Consider the following 15,249-nt stretch of genomic DNA (forward strand, 5'->3'; position numbering starts at 1 on the left):
AAGGGCGTTTTGACTATGCAAGCCGTTGCAAAAGATGCTTGTTTTGGAGAATTGGAAACAACCCCGGACCCCGACGCGCAGATGCAATCCAGCAAGAACAACTTTGGCCAGCGCCTCGCGAAGCTGGTTGATCAGATCTATCCCGATCTGGACCGAGACATCCTGTCCAGCAAGATTGTTGACGCGTTCTGGCCCGAAGGCACGCGCCCACGCAAACGGGGCCGCCAGCCCAGCAACAACCTGTGGACCGAAGCCGACGCGCTGTTGATCACCTACGGCAATTCGATCCTTGATGGGGTGCACAAACCACTGGACCTGCTGCACGATTTCCTGCTGCGCCGGATGAAGGGCGTGGTGAACGGAGTGCATATCCTGCCGTTCTTTCCGTTTACCTCCGATGATGGCTTTGCCGTTTCGGACTTTCGCAGCGTGAACCCGCAGCTGGGCGATTGGGCCGACATCAACCGGATCGCGGATGAGTTTCATTTGATGTCGGACCTTGTCCTGAACCATGTCTCAAGTCAGGGCGCATGGTTCAACGCCTACCGGCAAGGGCAAGCGCCCTATGACAAATTCTTTTTTGAGGCGTCTCCGCAGGACGATCTGGACAACGTGGTGCGCCCGCGCACGACACCGCTGCTGCAAAAGGTCGAAACGGCGACCGGGCCGCGCCATGTCTGGTGCACGTTCAGCCACGATCAGATCGACGTCGATTTCCGCAATCCCGAGGTGCTGCTGGAATTTCTGCGCATCATCCGCCTGCATGTGGACAACGGGGTGCAGATCATCCGCCTCGATGCAGTGGCGTTTTTGTGGAAGGAAGTCGGATCGCCCTCGATCCATCTGCCGCAGACGCATGCGGTGGTTAAGCTGATGCGGCTGCTGTGCGACTACGCGGCCGAGACGGTCATTCTGCTGACCGAAACCAACGTGCCCAAGGCCGAAAACCTCAGCTATTTCGGCAGGCGGGACGAGGCGCACGCGATCTACAACTTCCCCCTGCCCCCGCTGATCCTGCACGCAATGATGTCGGGGTCGGCCAGCTACCTCAAACGCTGGCAAAAGGGGATGCCGCCCGCACAACTGGGCTGTGCCTACCTGAATTTCACTGCCAGCCATGATGGGATCGGGATGCGCCCGGCCGAAGGGATTCTGCCGCACGAAGAGCAGGACAAGATGATCGGCGTGATCAAGGACATCGGCGGCCTTGTGTCGATGCGCGCGCTGCCCAACGGCGGCGAGGCCCCTTACGAGATCAACACGACCTTCTTTGAGGCCACGGGGCAGACATTTGACGGCGTAGATGATCATCATCATGACCGGTTCATCTGCTCGCAAACCATCGTCATGTCACTTGAAGGCATTCCCGCCTTCTACATCCACTCGATGCTGGCCACGCCCAATGATCATGAACAGGTCGAACGGCGCGGTATGAACCGGGCCATCAACCGGCACAACTGGGATTACCCCACTCTGAATGCGCTGCTGGACGATCCCACCACGACGCACGCGCGCGTGTTGGACGCTTTGTCAAAGCGCCTGAAAATCCGGTCGAGGCAATCGGCCTTTCACCCCAATGCCACGCAATTCACCATGTCGCTGCGCGATGATGTGTTCGGCGTCTGGCGGCAAAGTCTGGATCGACACCAATCAATCTTTGCGCTGCACAATGTGAGCAAGGAGACGGTCGACCTGGCGCGGGAGTCGATGAACCTCATTGATGATGAGGACTGGATCGATCTGCTGAGCGGCGAACCCATAGACGCCAGTGCAGAGACGATCACCCTCGCCCCCTATCAGTGCCGCTGGATCACCAACCGGATCTAGTTAAATTCGGCGTCGTCAGCCCGCGCAGCGGCCAGCATGTCCGTGAGAAAGCCGGGATCGGCCGCATGTACCCTGTTCCACGTGGGGATGAAGGGCGTTTCATGCGGGTTTTCGACAAAGACCTGCCCGGCGCGCATGATGTTTTCGGCAAAGAGCTCGATAGATCGTTCCTCGCTGTGGCGATCGACGGAAAGCCCGTTCATCTTGGCATCGTTGTAGTAAGCCTCAAGCAGGTCCAGCGCGATGCGATAATAGGTGGCTTTCAGCGTGCGGAACACGTTGGGCGTAAAGATGGTGCCGTCAGCGGCCAGTTTGCGAAAGATCGCCTTGCAGATGTCGGTGGACATGCGGGACAGACCCGCATCGGCGTCATCGGCACTCAGATCCTGATGCTTGTGGTCATAGGCATCCGAAATCTCGACCTGGCACACGGCCTTTGGCGCCAGATTGCGCCACGCTTCGGACAAAACGCCGATCTCAAGGCCCCAATCGGACGGAATGCGCAAATCGGGCAGGATCGCCGTGCGCATCGCGAATTCACCTGACAGCGGATAGCGAAAGCTGCGCAGGTAATCGATATAATCACGATCCCCGATCACCCGCTTCAGCGCAATTAGCAACGGGCTGACCAGCAGGCGTGTGACCCGCCCGTTCAGCTTGCCGCCCCCGATGCGCGGGTAATACCCTTTGGCAACCTGATAGGGGAAATTCGGGTTGGTGACCGGATAGACAAGGCGGGCCAGCATGTCGTTGTCATAGGTCAGGATATCGCAGTCATGGATCGCCATCACCGCGCTGTCGGCACAGGCGATGAGGTAGCCAAGGGCGGACCACACATTCTTGCCCTTGCCCTGTTCGGCCGGATAAAGCCCCATTTTCTCAAGGCGCTGCCCCAGTTCCAGCATCCGCGGGCCGTCATTCCAGATGACGATATGGTTCTGGCTCAGTCCTGAAAAAACTGCTTGGCATGGCGGAACTGGTCCTCGTCCGCGCGGTCCAGCCCGACGATGATGCGGTGCAGATAGGTGACTTTGGACAGCTCGGACAGGATATGCGGCATCGCCTCTCCTTCCAGCTCGGAGTAGAGGCAGGGCAGGATCAGTGAAATCTTGCGGGTCTGCGCAAAAGCGACCAGTTCGTCTGACAATTCCGCCGACGAGCGCGTGCGCAGATTGTGGAGGGTCGCGATATTTCCGTTTTGGTGAAAGTCGGCCAAAAATCAGTCCTCAGATCAAGTCAAGTTGCGCAAGCATGTCCATCATGGCGCGGTTCCACCCCACTGGCCCGGCTTGGCCCGTGCGCACGATCCGCCCTTCGGCCTCGCCTGCAAGCGTCGGCAATGGCGCACGATGGGAATTGGCAATGATCACGCCAAGGTCACACGCCTCTATCATCTTAATGTCGTTTGGCGCATCGCCAAGCGCGATTGTCGTTTGGGGGCGATATTCGGCGCGCAAGCTGTGCACCTGATCCGCCTTCGTCGCCCCAAGGGACAGCGTCAGAAACCGCCCCCCTGCTGTGCGCTGATGTCTTGGGTCGCAAGGGCGTCAAGGAACGCGATCTTGTCCGCGTCTGAGCCATGCCAAAGCCCGGGTTCCGAATATCCGCGTTGGCGGGACAGACGCGCGCCCTCGTGTGTCAGGCCGGTGGCTTCTGACACCTCATCGGCGGTCATGTCGCCAAATCCGACAAATTGCTGGCGCAACGTGTCAGGCAAGCGCGCCAGTGCGGCGCGCACAGTTTCGTAGTGTTCAGTATCTATGTCGGGGGCAGCGTGCGCAGCCAAACGCCCGGCCCCGTTTTCGACAATCGCAGGCCAGGCGCTCAGACCCATGTCGCGGCGCAACACATCGATTTCCACAGCTGTCTTGCTGCTGGCCAGGATCACGCCAGCGCCCACAGCCTTGAGCGCATCAAGTGCGGGTGCGGCAGGCGACCAATCGTAGGTGTCGTGATCGATCAGGGTTCCATCGAGGTCGGAAAACACCAGCAGGGGCAGTTGGGCAGTCATGCCCTTTGATGCCAACGGCTCGACCGGATCACAAGGCGGACGGCATAGATTAGCGGACACTTCGAACACGGTGCCCAAACATCAGCCATAGGGGCGTAGCAAGCGGTGACAGTGACTGTTTGCGGAGTTTGAGGATAGAAAAATGGCGCCCACCAAAATCAAACTGATCAATGCAGCGTTGACCGTCCAAGCGGACGAATCGTCGCCGGTCGCCTAAAAGTCCAAGTAATCAAGATAGTGTCAGCACTCCCGAGGCCAACGAAGTGCGAGTATCTAACCATAAGCCACCTTGCTGTTCTCGGATCTGTAGATCAGCATGAACCGCAGATGAGGGTCGACTGCGGGGCGCAGTCTCGCCCTGCCGATCAGGCGCCATTGCACGCACTATCATTAAACCATTTGATTAATTAACCAGTTGGTGTATTAAAGGACGCATGGACGAAAACGATCAGTTAGACGCGGCATTCGCCGCCTTGGCACACCCCGCACGGCGCGCGATCCTCGCGCAATTGGCCAAGGGAACCGCCAGCGTAAATACGCTCGCCGCGCCATTTGATATGTCCTTGCCTGCTGTGTCCAAGCATATCCGGGTGCTGGAAAACGCAGGGCTCATCTCGCGTGAACGCGACGCGCAGTTCCGGCTGTGCACGCTCCAAACGAAACCACTTCAGGACATCTCCAACTGGACAGACCAGTATCGACACATCTGGGATGCACGTTTTGACGTGATGGATACCCTGCTGAAAGACATGAAGGACAGCGACCAATGACTGACAAACAGGACTGGGTTCGGATCGAACGGGAATTTGATGCGCCCATCGATCTGGTGTGGAAAATGTGGACTGATCCGGCGTTGTTCAAACAGTGGTACGGCCCCAATGGGATGTCCGTCCCGACCGCCGAGATGGATGTGAAAATCGGTGGCATCCGCAAGGTTTGCATGGCGATGCAAACGCCCGAGCGGTCGATGGAGATGTGGTTCACCGGCGTCTACAAGGAAGTCCGCGCGCCCGACCGCCTCGTCTACACCGAAAGCATGTGTGACGCCGATGGCACGATCATTTCGCCGCAGGCCATGGGCATGCCCGACAGCTTTCCCGATGTCACCGAGGTGATCATTGATCTGAACGAGGTTGGTGGGAAAACCCGCATGGTCATGGTCCATATGGGCGTGGTCGAGGGCACTGCAGGCGCCGGTGGCTGGAACCAGGCCTTCGACAAACTGGCAACACTCGTTCAGACGGTGTCAAGCGCCGGGCATTGAGATGATAGGGCTTGCGGTCCTGTCCTTCGTGGCTTGGGACGGGATGATGCAATCGCCCAGCAGGCCCGACACGCCCCTCTCCAACACCTTCAGCAAAGGGAAAACGGGTCGTGCGCAGTTGATCCAAACGCAACGTTTGACGCGGTGTCAGCCCTGCTGGAACCGGATAAACCGATCCCGATGAGTCATCACAAGGTCGAGCACATCGGCAACGCCATCATGTCTTTGCCGGTATCGCGACGAAAAAACATGACTACCGAGGTGCTGGACGTGAGGTGCGGCTCAGCCGCGTGGAACATCGGCTTAGAAAGCATGCCCCGCGATGTGCGAGGGAGCGTCCGAACTGGAGGACCCGATGTTCACGACTGCCGTTGGACCTAGCGGGGTTGCTGTGGTGAGCGCTGCCGCGGCGTCGGTGCGGACAAAGTTGCCGTTTATCTCAGCACAAAAGCGATAGATCGCAACTCCGAAACAGTCCTTCCATTTCTCATTTTGCTGAGTGAGCCTCACGCAACCAACTGCGCGAACCTCTCAAAAACACACATCCCCAAAAAACAATCGGCCGTGTTCTTGGAGCATTGTGCGGCGCCCGTGTGGTTTGCCCCACACCAGCGGTTGAATTCTCAAAATCTTCTTGATCGACTTTGCGCTCTTACCTATTGGTTGAAGCTAATTAACGTCACCTCTTAACGATAACCCAGTTTAACCAGGACTTTGCATCATGACGCTCCATTCCAAACTCTCCGCTTTCGCTCTTGCCACTTTTGCGTTTGTTGCCAATCCGGCAGCCGCGATCACCTACAATGTTGATCTCAGCATCGGGAATGGCACTGTCACAGGGTATTTCGAAACCAACGGCACGTTTGGCGTGCTGTCGGCAGGCGATTTCGTCGCTTGGGAGTTGACACTTGACGCCCCGAACCTTTGGCGCGGTACGCCGGATGTGATTGGCACGACAACCGCATCTTCGGGTATTTCGTTGTTGCCAAATGTTGGACCAGTGACGCCCACCGGCCTGACTGCGAGCGCAACTCAGTTGACCTTCGACTTTTCGGGCAACACGGCGGCATTGTTCAGTGGCGGTGACCACGGAAACTATTTCTGCATGCAAGGCGCACGAACCGGGGCCTGCAGCTCGTCGTTCAATCTGATGGCCATCGGCTTTGACGCCATTTCTGGCAACGCCGAAGAACAGACGCTGACCGGGAATTTCGTCTTTGCAGAAGTCGCACCGTCCGTTCCCGCAGTGCCCCTGCCCGCCTCTCTGCCGATATTGCTGGCAGGCATCGGCGCGTTGGGCTGGATGAAGCGCCGCAAGGGCTAAAGTCGTCGCGACGCTGCATGCCATCGGACAAGCAAGTGCCCGAAACCAGCCTGATGAACGACGTTTTGAAACGCTGGAATTGAGTGTCCTGACGCTGCAAAACGCTTTTGACGGCGAAATGCTGGGCCTAATCCTCGGAAGCGGTGCGGCATAAGCACCACGTTCTTGGACGCATCACGGTTGGCCCATCGCGGCCAGTGACCGATCAAGTGGTATGCAGCACTGTGACGCGCGCTGCGTAAAGACGAACATAGATCCATGAAATCAGTAGCTCATCTGACACCTACCAGCGTAAGCTGACAAGGGCGCGTTGAGGTATTGCTCGCCCAGGACCAATGGCGACAGGAGTTGATCGCGGATTGAGGACCAACGACAAAAGCGCGGACATTATAAGTATTCATGAAAACCGGAAGAATCTTGAAACGCATATCCATCGCAGTCGGGTGCCTTGCGGTTGTGGCCGCCGGACTTTGGTTTGGCGGGCGCCATGAGGTGCCCTCCGAGGCCGTGCCGGATGTTTTGGTCGGTGCAGGAGCGGCCGAGCGTGGGGCAGCCGCCTTTGTTGGAGCGGACTTTGGCGGATTGAGTCTGGCGGCGCTTGAAAGCCATGCAGTGCCGTGGAAGCTGGTCACAGCAGCGCTTGTGCTTGATGCAGTGGACGAAGATCCAACTCGTCCTGCAAATCGTGACACGCTCAACTCTCGGCTGGCTTCATTCGGGTTTCTGATGCCCGCGCGGGTTCAGAACATGCCGCGTGGTGTGGCGGACAGGCCGGATGCATTGCCACTGGGTGTCACGCACGGCGTGCTGTCGCCAGTGGCGGGCATGCCTGTGCAAGTGGCCAATATGGGATGTGCTGCGTGTCATGCCGGTGTCACCTACGGCGACGATGGACGCCCGGACCCGACGACCGCATGGATCGGGATGCCGAACACCTCGCTGAACCTCGAAGCCTACACGCAGGCGATTTTTCGATCGCTCAAGGCGTATCACCAAACACCGGATCGGTTAATGGATATGGTCATGACGCTCTATCCCGAGACAGGGTGGCGCGAGCGTCAGGCGTTGCGATGGATTGTTCTGCCGATGGTTGCGGCACGGCTGAAAGACATACCGGGCGACCGCGCGCTGCCCTTCTTCAACGGCGTGCCGGGCAGCACCAATGGAGTGGCCGCGCTCAAACATGTGTTCGACGTGCCGCTGCTCGGAGATGGCCCTGCCGATGCTGGCATTGTTTCGATCCCCGATCTGGGACACCGCCATTGGCGCAGCAGTCTGCTTGTCGATGGGGCCTATGCGGTGCCAGAGACTGAGCGACAGGCACCAACCACGGCCGCCGACGACACCGCCGAAAAACGCGCCGCTTTGGCAACAATCACGACGTTCTTCACTGTACCAAGCATGGGGGTCCATCCCACCAAAGCCATCGAGGCCGTGCCTGTAGCAACGGATATCTACGTCTTTCTGGACAGTGCCTACGCGCCACAACCCTTTCCCGGTGTGATTGACGAAGACCTCGCACGGACGGGTAGCGCAATTTACGCGACAGAGTGCAGCGCATGCCATGGGACTTATGATACCCACGAAGGCCGCCCGAACCTCGTTTCGCTGCCAAACTGGCTTGGCGATGTCGGAACTGACCCGCTGCGGGCAGAGGCGTTCACCCAAGAGCTTGCCGATACGTTTCAGGATACGCCCTACCGTGATCAGATCGCAGTGGCCCGCACCAATGCATATGTCGCGCCGCCTCTGGATGGCATCTGGGCGTCCGCCCCCTACCTGCACAATGGATCGGTCCCGACCATCTGGCATTTGCTGACGCCCGAAGCCCGACCAGAGACGTTTGAACTCGGTGGTCACATGCTTGATTTTGCGCGTCTGGGATTGCGATTGCAGGACGGACGATACCCGCCAGACTATGCCCCCTTTTCCCAACCGGTCATTCTGGACACGGCGCAGCCCGGGCTGCGCAAGGATGGTCATGATTTTGGCGCGACGCTGAGCGAGCCGGACAAAACCGCGCTGATCGAATTTCTCAAGCAGCTTTAGACGATCAGTTCATCCAATAACCGACGTGCCCGCGCAAAGGCTGCGTCCTGTGGACGCCGGCCGATGCGGAATGCAGACACGATGCGACGGCCTTCGGGTAATTCGACCATTGCCGCCAGCGTCTTCGCACTCTCAGGATCATCTGCCAACGCCGCAAGCACTGCCGCACCAAATCCAGCACCTTCGATCCGAAGCCACGCACGGTAAAAGGCGCGACCGCTGTCGAACGGGTCTTCGCCTTGGGGTCGGTGAAACACCACAATGGCGGCGGCACCTGCCGTCCGATCCACTTCGGAAAGCAGTTTTTCGGCCAGACGATAGTGCAACAAGGGCCTGAACCCGCGTCCCATCACCAGCCCAGCGCCGAGCTTCTCCAGCAGGCCAAGCCGCATCGCATCCGCGTTCAGGCCATCACGCGCCCAATCGGGGTGGCGGCGGCGCAGGCGCATCCAGGATAACAGTTCTGCGCGAAACGCGTCCTGCAGCATGAATCCGAAACTGGCCATATCCGAGAGCTGTGCAATGGCACGAATAGTGTGCGGGCCGGTGACGGGGATGCAATCGGGAGATGCCAGTGACGCCGCGGCTTGCCTGTCCTCGGATGAGGGTGTCGGAAAGTCGCCACGCCAGCTTTGCCGCGCCGCCACATGCGCTGTTAACGGGTCCTCCACCCCGCCCGGTTCGAACGTCAGGCGAGCAACGGGGCGCAGGTCGCTGGTAGCATCATCATCAGCGCGACCAATAGAAACATGCAACCCTTCCAGCGACGCAGCCATGGCAAAGCCCTCAAGGGCGGCACCAAGGCTCATCGCGGCATCATGGCCGGTCGGGTCTGCGGCGGGCAGACGGACCTGCCGGTCCTCAAAAAGCCACGCGGTGTCTCCATCCAGTCGCCAGCGCGCCGGCTGTACGTTGTGGACACTGGGCGCGTGACTAGCCTGTGTCACAAGGCGTCGGAACAGTTCAGGTGTCATGTCAGATCTTTGCGGAACAGATGCAGGCGGTGCAAGGGCGTGGCCCCGATCTTGGACACCATGCGCAAAGAGGCCGCGTTTTCGTCGGCAATCCACGTGATCCCCAACTGCGTATAGCCTGCCTCGCGCAGCTGCGTCAGCGTGCGGGACAGCATCGCGCTCATCAACCCGCGTCCATGACTGGCCTTTGCCACCGAATAGAAAATGATAACCGCCCGTTTGCGCCGCAGCCGGTAGCGCAGATAATGAAACGGCGTCATGAGCGAGAAGCGTGAGCGCGTCGCTTTCAGGAAGCCGTTGAGGTCGGGAATGCAGATGACCACGCCGACAGGCGTGTCGTCCTGCGTCAGGATTGCAGACAGCCTGGGGTCCATGATCTTCATCATCTCCCCTGCTTGAAAGGTGAATTCCTCTGCCGTCAGCGGCACAAACATCGGGTTGTCTGAAAACCCGTCATTCAGGACCAGTCGCGCTTCTTCCATACGGGCGGCAAAGGTTTTGGGCTTGATCGGTGCAAAACTGTACTCGGGCCCGAGTTTTGAAGACGGGGGTTTTGCCTGCGCAAGATCCAGCTCAAACGTCGTCACCGGAAAGAAGGGCACAAAACCATTCTCGCGCAGCAAGTCAGGGATGTGCGGCGGATTCATTACCATGTCTGTGTACCCGGCGCGGTCGAAGTGATCAGTCTGTACGCCCATCTGCTGCATGGCCGTCAGGTTGAAATTGCCGACTAATGCGTCGAGGCCCTTGGCCCGCGCCCATGCCTCGGCCCGGTCCAGAAGGGCTTGGGCCACTTGTGCATCATTGGCGCAGTCAAAAAAACCGAACGACGCGCGCTTCGTTCCATGCAGCGTGTTTGAGGCGACATGTTCATGCACGACGATCCGACCGGCTGGTCGGTTACTTCGAAGGGCCGTGAAATAGGTGAAAACATCATCGTTTGGAAACAGGGGGTTTGTGCCCGCTTCCAAAAACCGTTTCAGGTCTGACTTTAACGGCGAAACATAAGGCTCTTTCGCGCCATAGATGTGAAACGGCACCTCAAAGAACGATGCAAAGTCGCGTTCTATCACTTCAACCATGCGACGCCTCCCGCTCGGCCAGCAGGATCGCGATCCGCTGCGCGATGCGCAATTCCTGTTCCAACTGCGTGGATTGGGCAAGTGCCGGAACATTTATCGCCATGATACGAAACGGGTGATCCGCGACCAGCATCGCATGGCTGGCCGCGAACTTGCGAAAGAACCATGCGAATTGCTCGGCCAGCTGCGGGTCCTCAATCGGATCGAGGTCTTTGGATGAGACAATGCGGCGGCGCACCAGACAGTCCCTGAAGTCTGCATCGAAATCTTTCAGGCTGTCCGCCTCAAGGATCAGAGCGCCATAGGTCAGGGCCCGGTTTTGCAACGCCGCAAGGAAGGCTTCAGGATCGTTGAGTTGCATGTCCGCCAACACGTCGAGCAACCGCCCGATCTTGTCTTCGCGCCTGATGATCCGGACTTGATTGAAAATGACGGCCAGCATGCTGATGCTGACCATGACCGCCATCACCTGTAATGTGGTGCGCCCGTCGAGTGCTGCGAGTTCCATAATGCACGCCGATGCGAAGATCACACCAATCGCCGAAGCCAAGGTCGCGGAGAGGATTTCGGATTGGCTGGCTTCATTGCGCCGCAGCGTCAGGCCAAGCCAGCACAGGGCGAGTATGGCAATACCCGAAAGCCGCACGGGAAGGTCCAGAAACTCCGTCCGGAAATCCGTCAAGGCCAAGGGGACGATCAGGACAAATGACAGTGCCAATCGGTCGATCGTTTTGTTTTCTGCCGGAGACAGGCTGGCCCGATCCCGCGTCAGCACCAAAACGGCGAGCGCGACAAAGGCCAAGCCCTGAAAGGCTGCCAGCGAAACAATCGCCGCTCGGGCGTGATCCTCGCTGATCAGCAATGCCACAAGGGCAAAACCCACTGCCCCACCAGAAACACATAGTTTTAGGGCCAATGGCGCATGACGGCGCAGCAGTGTTTCCGCGACCAGCAGCATGGCCAGCGGCACAAGGGCGGCGACCGCAAAGGTCAGGCGCCCGATCCATTCGACGCCGGTCAGCCATTGCAAAAGGCGGATGGCCAGCAAAGCAGCCACGACCTGCAGCGCAAATAAGAACCGCCTCGTGACGGCGCTGCCGGGCTGCATCCGCAGGACCTGCGCAAACAGCGCCAGACCGATCAGGCCAGCCAGCGAGACGACACTGTCGGCAATCAAGGTGGGTGCCAAACCCGTCATGTCATCAAGCGTCGCAGGAAGCGCGTCACGACAGGGCGCAGCAAGGCCGCTGTGATCGCGTTGCGCGGATGTTCCACCCGGGCCGCATAAGGGTTGAAAAACCAACCCCTGTGATCGGCGCCCGGCTTGCGGTTTAGAATGCCGTTTGTAACCTCGTAGGCCATCAGCATCCCCGTGGAGATCACCATGGGTGCAAAAGACATACGGCTGCGTTTGCCCGCCGCAACTTCCCCGGCAAGGTCAAGGTCGATGTAATGGCGCGAGGAGGAATGCAGGATCACATGGATCGCCTCCTGAACAAAGGCCTCGTCACGTTGCTCCTGGCTCAGTGCATTCCACGCCGTGCCAAGTGTCGGATAGCCCAATCTTTCTTCCGGCATCGGATCGCCCGCTTGCGTCACATAGACAGACGGCAAAGGAGAGGCATACGCATCAATCACGGCCCGACCTGCGGCGCGCGCTGTTCGATACAGCAAGAGAGAGGCCCCGAGATCATCCGTCCCGTTGACAACAATCGTACTGGATTCAGTCGCGTCTTGCACGTGATCCGGCCAATCATCACGGTAAACCGTAATCTCCATGTCCCGATTGATTTGAAGGCATAGATCACGGGTCGCCTCGGCCTTGTGCTGCCCGATGGTATCACGGAAGGCAAAGGCCTGACGGTTCAGGTTTGATGTCTCGAATTCATCGATATCTGCAAGGATCAGACGGCCCACCCCCATCCGGGCCAGCGCAAAGACGCAAGCCCCGCCCATGCCACCTGTGCCGCACACAAAAACCTGCGCATCGCGCAGGGCCGCCTGTTCTGCAGGCGTAACAAATCCGATATTGCGGGTGGTGAACGTGTCGTAGGAAAAGGTCAAAGCCGGTCCTTTCGTGGGCGTAGCGTGCCAAATTGGCGACTGTTGTCGAACCAGTGGATGAGGGGCAAGATCAGGCGCTGCAACATGATGGCGATCAGGGTCACACCGACGCTCGCAAGTGACGCCCGGGGAACAGAATTCTTCAGGTATCCGACAGCCGTCGCCAGGTCGATCTGGCCAAGCTGCAACACATCATCGCCACGGTCATAATCGAGCATGTCCTGACAAAAGGCGTTGTAGATTTCATTGCGATGCTGGGGGGCCTCGTTAAACGTCTTTTTCAGATCGTCCGAGCCGCCGGTATAGGCATTGGTGATGACAAAGCGGTCTTCGTCAAATCCCGCATCCGGGCCCACCCCGAATACGTGCCGATGATCTGCCATGATCGTCCGGGCCAGCAACAGATGCTGCAGCGACCTTTGCTTGGGCCGCTGGGGTGTGGGAAAAACATCATCAAAGGTTTCTGCGACCATCCCGACAATGGCCGGAACCTGCGTGACATTGGAGACCCAGAGCGGCCGCATCTGATTGCGAAACAGCAACAGGATGCAGGTCAGCCCGTAAAGAACCCAAGACAACCCGCGAGATTGCTGATCGGGATCAACCATGACCAGCCCCAGATGCAGAACCTCCATCGGTTCGGCCATCGTGGTGATGTCCATCAGGGCCAGCGCATTGAACGCGACCGGCTGTCCCGTGTCCTTGCGGCGGACAAGTGTGATGATTGTCGATTTCAACCGCTCCGGATCGCCTGAGAAAACGCCATAAGTGAGCGAGCCGCGTGCAAGCGTCTTGGAGGCAACTGTGATCAGGTCCTCGGACAGTGCCGCGAGGTCCTCTTGCGACATCCACTTTCCAGGCCGCTCAACGATCCGGGTTTCAAACTGCGCGCCAGTCGCAAGGGTCAGATCAAGCTCTGACTGAAACAACGCGCGCACAAGCCCGGACATAAATGGATCCTCAAAACTTGCAGCCGACCAAGGGTTTTCGAGTTGCCCATGCAACGGGTGCTTTTGACCGTTTGCGTGAGGTGACGTCTATCGAATTCTTGTTTCGGCAGGAAGGGTTACCTAAAGCCGCGAGGGTAACGTCCTAAACGCGCTTTTCAAGCCAATACTCCTTTGATCAGGCGGTTCCCATTCAGGTGGGGGTGCTCAGATTTCGGCGATTTGGCCTATGCGTCACGTTTTGCAGCGACGTCAGCGTGATCGCCGAAGCCTGCCGGTCATCCTGAAGCCGTCGCGCATGTTCAATCCCATCATGGTCAGGTTGGCGGCACCGGCCATCAACTCGACCGTTTGGAACGCGTAGAAGGTGGCATCGAAATCGCCTGCAGCAGCCTTGCCTGCCAAGAACCAAGCGGCAGGCAGAAGGATCAGCAAACCGTTAAGTGCAATGATTGGCATCCGCTGTTTCTTGGCGCGCGTCAGGAGGTCTTTGCGCCTGCGCCCCATCGACATGCCTGATCCGCCAACAACGATCATCGCGGGAATGAGAATGTACATACCCTTCAGGATCAAGGCTTTGACAACTGCAATTTTCTCGTGGCTCGCGAACAGTTCGCTGACGACAGTTGATGTCCAAAAGGTGAGGATCATGAGAAATCCGATGCCACCTGCTGCGGCGTGAAGCTTAGTTTTCTTGGGGTTTCCCTGATCCTCTTGCCCATAAGACGTTACTCAGGCTGTGCAACAGTTCGGCACGGCGATCTTTTCGAACAGATGGGGCGATGTCACAGCACTTGAAGGATAGTGGTTGAGATGCTGCTGAAACTCCGGATTTGCAAAGGCAGCGCGGAAGTCCGCGACAGATTCCCAAACCGCATAATTCAGATACATACTGCCATCACCGATGGCTTTGTGCAGTTGGGTGCTGATGTAACCCGGCTGCTTCTTCATCCACTGTGCGTCGCTCGCCCACGCTTGAACCAGAGCATTCTGGTCAGCGGGATCGACCGTGAAGAGATTGACCAGAACGACAGGCCCTGCATCGATGCGCAATTGCCATTCGATGGGAAATTCAGGATCGAGAGGTTTTATGTTGACCATTTTGTGTTCCTTGCGCAGTACTGAATTTTGGTGTCATGTTGTCATATTTTGATTCCAGAAACCACAATGACAACACGTTGTCAACCAGAGGAAAGCCAACATGCCAATCGAACAACGGACCAAAGAGGGAGAAGCGGTGACAGCGCTGATCCTGGAGGCGTTTCGGCTCAACGGGCGCTTGCTCATTGCTGGTGACCGGCTCGTATCGGATCTGGGTTTGACCAGCGCAAGATGGCAGATTCTCGGGGCCATCGCCTATGCGCAAAGGCCAGAGTCCGTCGCCTGGCATGCCCGAACCATGGGTGTGCACAGACAAGGCGTTCAACGGATCGTCAATGAATTGCACAAGGAAGGGATCGTTGAATTTGAGCCAAACCCGCAGCACAAGCGCGCGCAGTTCGTTGTTCTGACCCAAAAGGGAAGACACCTGTACGAAGCCGCCGATGCAAGGCAAGCACCATGGGTCAATGACCTGTCGAAGGGACTGTCACCGGAAGAGATCATGACAGCACAAAAAGTAGTTGGCCTACTTAGGTCACGCCTTGAAGACGCTTCGACACAAGCGGATTAAAGCCAAGTTTACGAGCGCCGACCGCCTGACGCACA

General features: G+C 58.2%; 15 protein-coding genes and 1 pseudogene. 6 read left to right on the top strand and 10 right to left on the bottom strand.

The window, feature by feature from the left end:
- The first annotated feature begins 81 nt into the window (after window positions 1-81).
- The gene (locus tag ACERZ8_RS18610; protein ID WP_407594315.1) at window positions 82-1,827 is read left to right on the top strand and encodes a sugar phosphorylase; all 1,746 of its coding nucleotides are present in this window, start codon (window positions 82-84) and stop codon (window positions 1,825-1,827) included.
- Here ACERZ8_RS18610 and ACERZ8_RS18615 read toward each other — a convergent pair.
- The 3 genes and pseudogenes from ACERZ8_RS18615 to ACERZ8_RS18625 form a co-directional block, all read right to left on the bottom strand.
- Window positions 1,824-3,043 (bottom strand): annotated as a pseudogene (locus ACERZ8_RS18615) (glycosyl transferase). The gene ACERZ8_RS18610 and the pseudogene ACERZ8_RS18615 sit on opposite strands and share 4 nt — an antisense overlap.
- Before the next feature lie 10 nt (window positions 3,044-3,053).
- Entirely contained in the window at window positions 3,054-3,293 is a 240-nt protein-coding gene (locus ACERZ8_RS18620; RefSeq protein WP_407593657.1) for an HAD hydrolase family protein, read from the bottom strand.
- A 32-nt stretch (window positions 3,294-3,325) separates the two neighbouring features.
- The gene (locus ACERZ8_RS18625) at window positions 3,326-3,838 is read right to left on the bottom strand and encodes an HAD-IIB family hydrolase (protein WP_407593658.1); all 513 of its coding nucleotides are present in this window, start codon (window positions 3,836-3,838) and stop codon (window positions 3,326-3,328) included.
- A 434-nt stretch (window positions 3,839-4,272) separates the two neighbouring features.
- On the opposite strand from ACERZ8_RS18625, the gene ACERZ8_RS18630 reads away from it, so the two are divergent.
- The 4 genes from ACERZ8_RS18630 (at window position 4,273) to ACERZ8_RS18645 (ending at window position 8,475) form a co-directional block, all read left to right on the top strand.
- On the top strand, window positions 4,273-4,608 hold the full coding sequence (locus ACERZ8_RS18630; protein WP_407593659.1) for an ArsR/SmtB family transcription factor: 336 nt from the start codon (window positions 4,273-4,275) through the stop codon (window positions 4,606-4,608).
- Entirely contained in the window at window positions 4,605-5,102 is a 498-nt protein-coding gene (locus tag ACERZ8_RS18635) for an SRPBCC family protein (protein WP_407593660.1), read from the top strand. The genes ACERZ8_RS18630 and ACERZ8_RS18635 overlap by 4 nt, the downstream gene beginning before the upstream one ends.
- Before the next feature lie 721 nt (window positions 5,103-5,823).
- On the top strand, window positions 5,824-6,426 hold the full coding sequence (locus tag ACERZ8_RS18640; protein WP_407593661.1) for a VPLPA-CTERM sorting domain-containing protein: 603 nt from the start codon (window positions 5,824-5,826) through the stop codon (window positions 6,424-6,426).
- Between the two features lie 417 nt (window positions 6,427-6,843).
- Window positions 6,844-8,475, top strand: a complete 1,632-nt coding sequence (locus ACERZ8_RS18645) for a c-type cytochrome (protein WP_407593662.1) — start codon at window positions 6,844-6,846, stop codon at window positions 8,473-8,475.
- Here the strand turns inward: ACERZ8_RS18645 and ACERZ8_RS18650 are convergent.
- From ACERZ8_RS18650 to ACERZ8_RS18680, 7 genes are all read right to left on the bottom strand, one after another.
- Window positions 8,472-9,449, bottom strand: a complete 978-nt coding sequence (locus tag ACERZ8_RS18650) for a hypothetical protein (RefSeq protein WP_407593663.1) — start codon at window positions 9,447-9,449, stop codon at window positions 8,472-8,474. The genes ACERZ8_RS18645 and ACERZ8_RS18650 overlap by 4 nt on opposite strands.
- Entirely contained in the window at window positions 9,446-10,531 is a 1,086-nt protein-coding gene (locus ACERZ8_RS18655; protein WP_407593665.1) for a GNAT family N-acetyltransferase, read from the bottom strand. Before ACERZ8_RS18655 ends, ACERZ8_RS18650 begins: the two co-directional genes overlap by 4 nt.
- Window positions 10,524-11,729 (bottom strand): hypothetical protein, encoded by a 1,206-nt coding sequence (locus ACERZ8_RS18660; RefSeq protein ID WP_407593666.1) that lies wholly within the window; start codon window positions 11,727-11,729, stop codon window positions 10,524-10,526. The genes ACERZ8_RS18655 and ACERZ8_RS18660 overlap by 8 nt, the downstream gene beginning before the upstream one ends.
- Window positions 11,726-12,595, bottom strand: coding sequence for a ThiF family adenylyltransferase (locus tag ACERZ8_RS18665; protein WP_407593667.1), 870 nt, complete (start codon window positions 12,593-12,595; stop codon window positions 11,726-11,728). The genes ACERZ8_RS18660 and ACERZ8_RS18665 overlap by 4 nt, the downstream gene beginning before the upstream one ends.
- The gene (locus tag ACERZ8_RS18670) at window positions 12,592-13,545 is read right to left on the bottom strand and encodes a hypothetical protein (RefSeq protein ID WP_407593669.1); all 954 of its coding nucleotides are present in this window, start codon (window positions 13,543-13,545) and stop codon (window positions 12,592-12,594) included. The genes ACERZ8_RS18665 and ACERZ8_RS18670 overlap by 4 nt, the downstream gene beginning before the upstream one ends.
- Before the next feature lie 249 nt (window positions 13,546-13,794).
- Window positions 13,795-14,193, bottom strand: coding sequence for a hypothetical protein (locus tag ACERZ8_RS18675; protein WP_407593670.1), 399 nt, complete (start codon window positions 14,191-14,193; stop codon window positions 13,795-13,797).
- Between the two features lie 81 nt (window positions 14,194-14,274).
- Complete coding sequence (locus ACERZ8_RS18680; protein ID WP_407593671.1) at window positions 14,275-14,643, bottom strand: antibiotic biosynthesis monooxygenase family protein; 369 nt, start codon at window positions 14,641-14,643, stop codon at window positions 14,275-14,277.
- A 100-nt stretch (window positions 14,644-14,743) separates the two neighbouring features.
- Between ACERZ8_RS18680 and ACERZ8_RS18685 the strand changes: the two genes are divergently transcribed.
- Window positions 14,744-15,214 (top strand): MarR family winged helix-turn-helix transcriptional regulator, encoded by a 471-nt coding sequence (locus ACERZ8_RS18685; RefSeq protein WP_407593672.1) that lies wholly within the window; start codon window positions 14,744-14,746, stop codon window positions 15,212-15,214.
- Window positions 15,215-15,249 lie beyond the last annotated feature (35 nt).

It is taken from the genome of Tateyamaria armeniaca, from assembly GCF_045797845.1.
GTDB lineage: Bacteria > Pseudomonadota > Alphaproteobacteria > Rhodobacterales > Rhodobacteraceae > Tateyamaria > Tateyamaria armeniaca.

Excerpts from the sequence above, each read along its gene's own strand:
- ACERZ8_RS18610 (WP_407594315.1), top strand. The coding sequence starts at position 82 with ATGCAATCCAGCAAGAACAACTTTGGCCAGCGCCTCGCGAAGCTGGTT.
- ACERZ8_RS18625 (WP_407593658.1), bottom strand. The coding sequence starts at position 3,838 with ATGACTGCCCAACTGCCCCTGCTGGTGTTTTCCGACCTCGATGGAACC.
- ACERZ8_RS18630 (WP_407593659.1), top strand. The coding sequence starts at position 4,273 with ATGGACGAAAACGATCAGTTAGACGCGGCATTCGCCGCCTTGGCACAC.
- ACERZ8_RS18635 (WP_407593660.1), top strand. The coding sequence starts at position 4,605 with ATGACTGACAAACAGGACTGGGTTCGGATCGAACGGGAATTTGATGCG.
- ACERZ8_RS18640 (WP_407593661.1), top strand. The coding sequence starts at position 5,824 with ATGACGCTCCATTCCAAACTCTCCGCTTTCGCTCTTGCCACTTTTGCG.
- ACERZ8_RS18650 (WP_407593663.1), bottom strand. The coding sequence starts at position 9,449 with ATGACACCTGAACTGTTCCGACGCCTTGTGACACAGGCTAGTCACGCG.
- ACERZ8_RS18655 (WP_407593665.1), bottom strand. The coding sequence starts at position 10,531 with ATGGTTGAAGTGATAGAACGCGACTTTGCATCGTTCTTTGAGGTGCCG.
- ACERZ8_RS18660 (WP_407593666.1), bottom strand. The coding sequence starts at position 11,729 with ATGACGGGTTTGGCACCCACCTTGATTGCCGACAGTGTCGTCTCGCTG.
- ACERZ8_RS18670 (WP_407593669.1), bottom strand. The coding sequence starts at position 13,545 with ATGTCCGGGCTTGTGCGCGCGTTGTTTCAGTCAGAGCTTGATCTGACC.
- ACERZ8_RS18675 (WP_407593670.1), bottom strand. The coding sequence starts at position 14,193 with ATGATCCTCACCTTTTGGACATCAACTGTCGTCAGCGAACTGTTCGCG.
- ACERZ8_RS18680 (WP_407593671.1), bottom strand. The coding sequence starts at position 14,643 with ATGGTCAACATAAAACCTCTCGATCCTGAATTTCCCATCGAATGGCAA.
- ACERZ8_RS18685 (WP_407593672.1), top strand. The coding sequence starts at position 14,744 with ATGCCAATCGAACAACGGACCAAAGAGGGAGAAGCGGTGACAGCGCTG.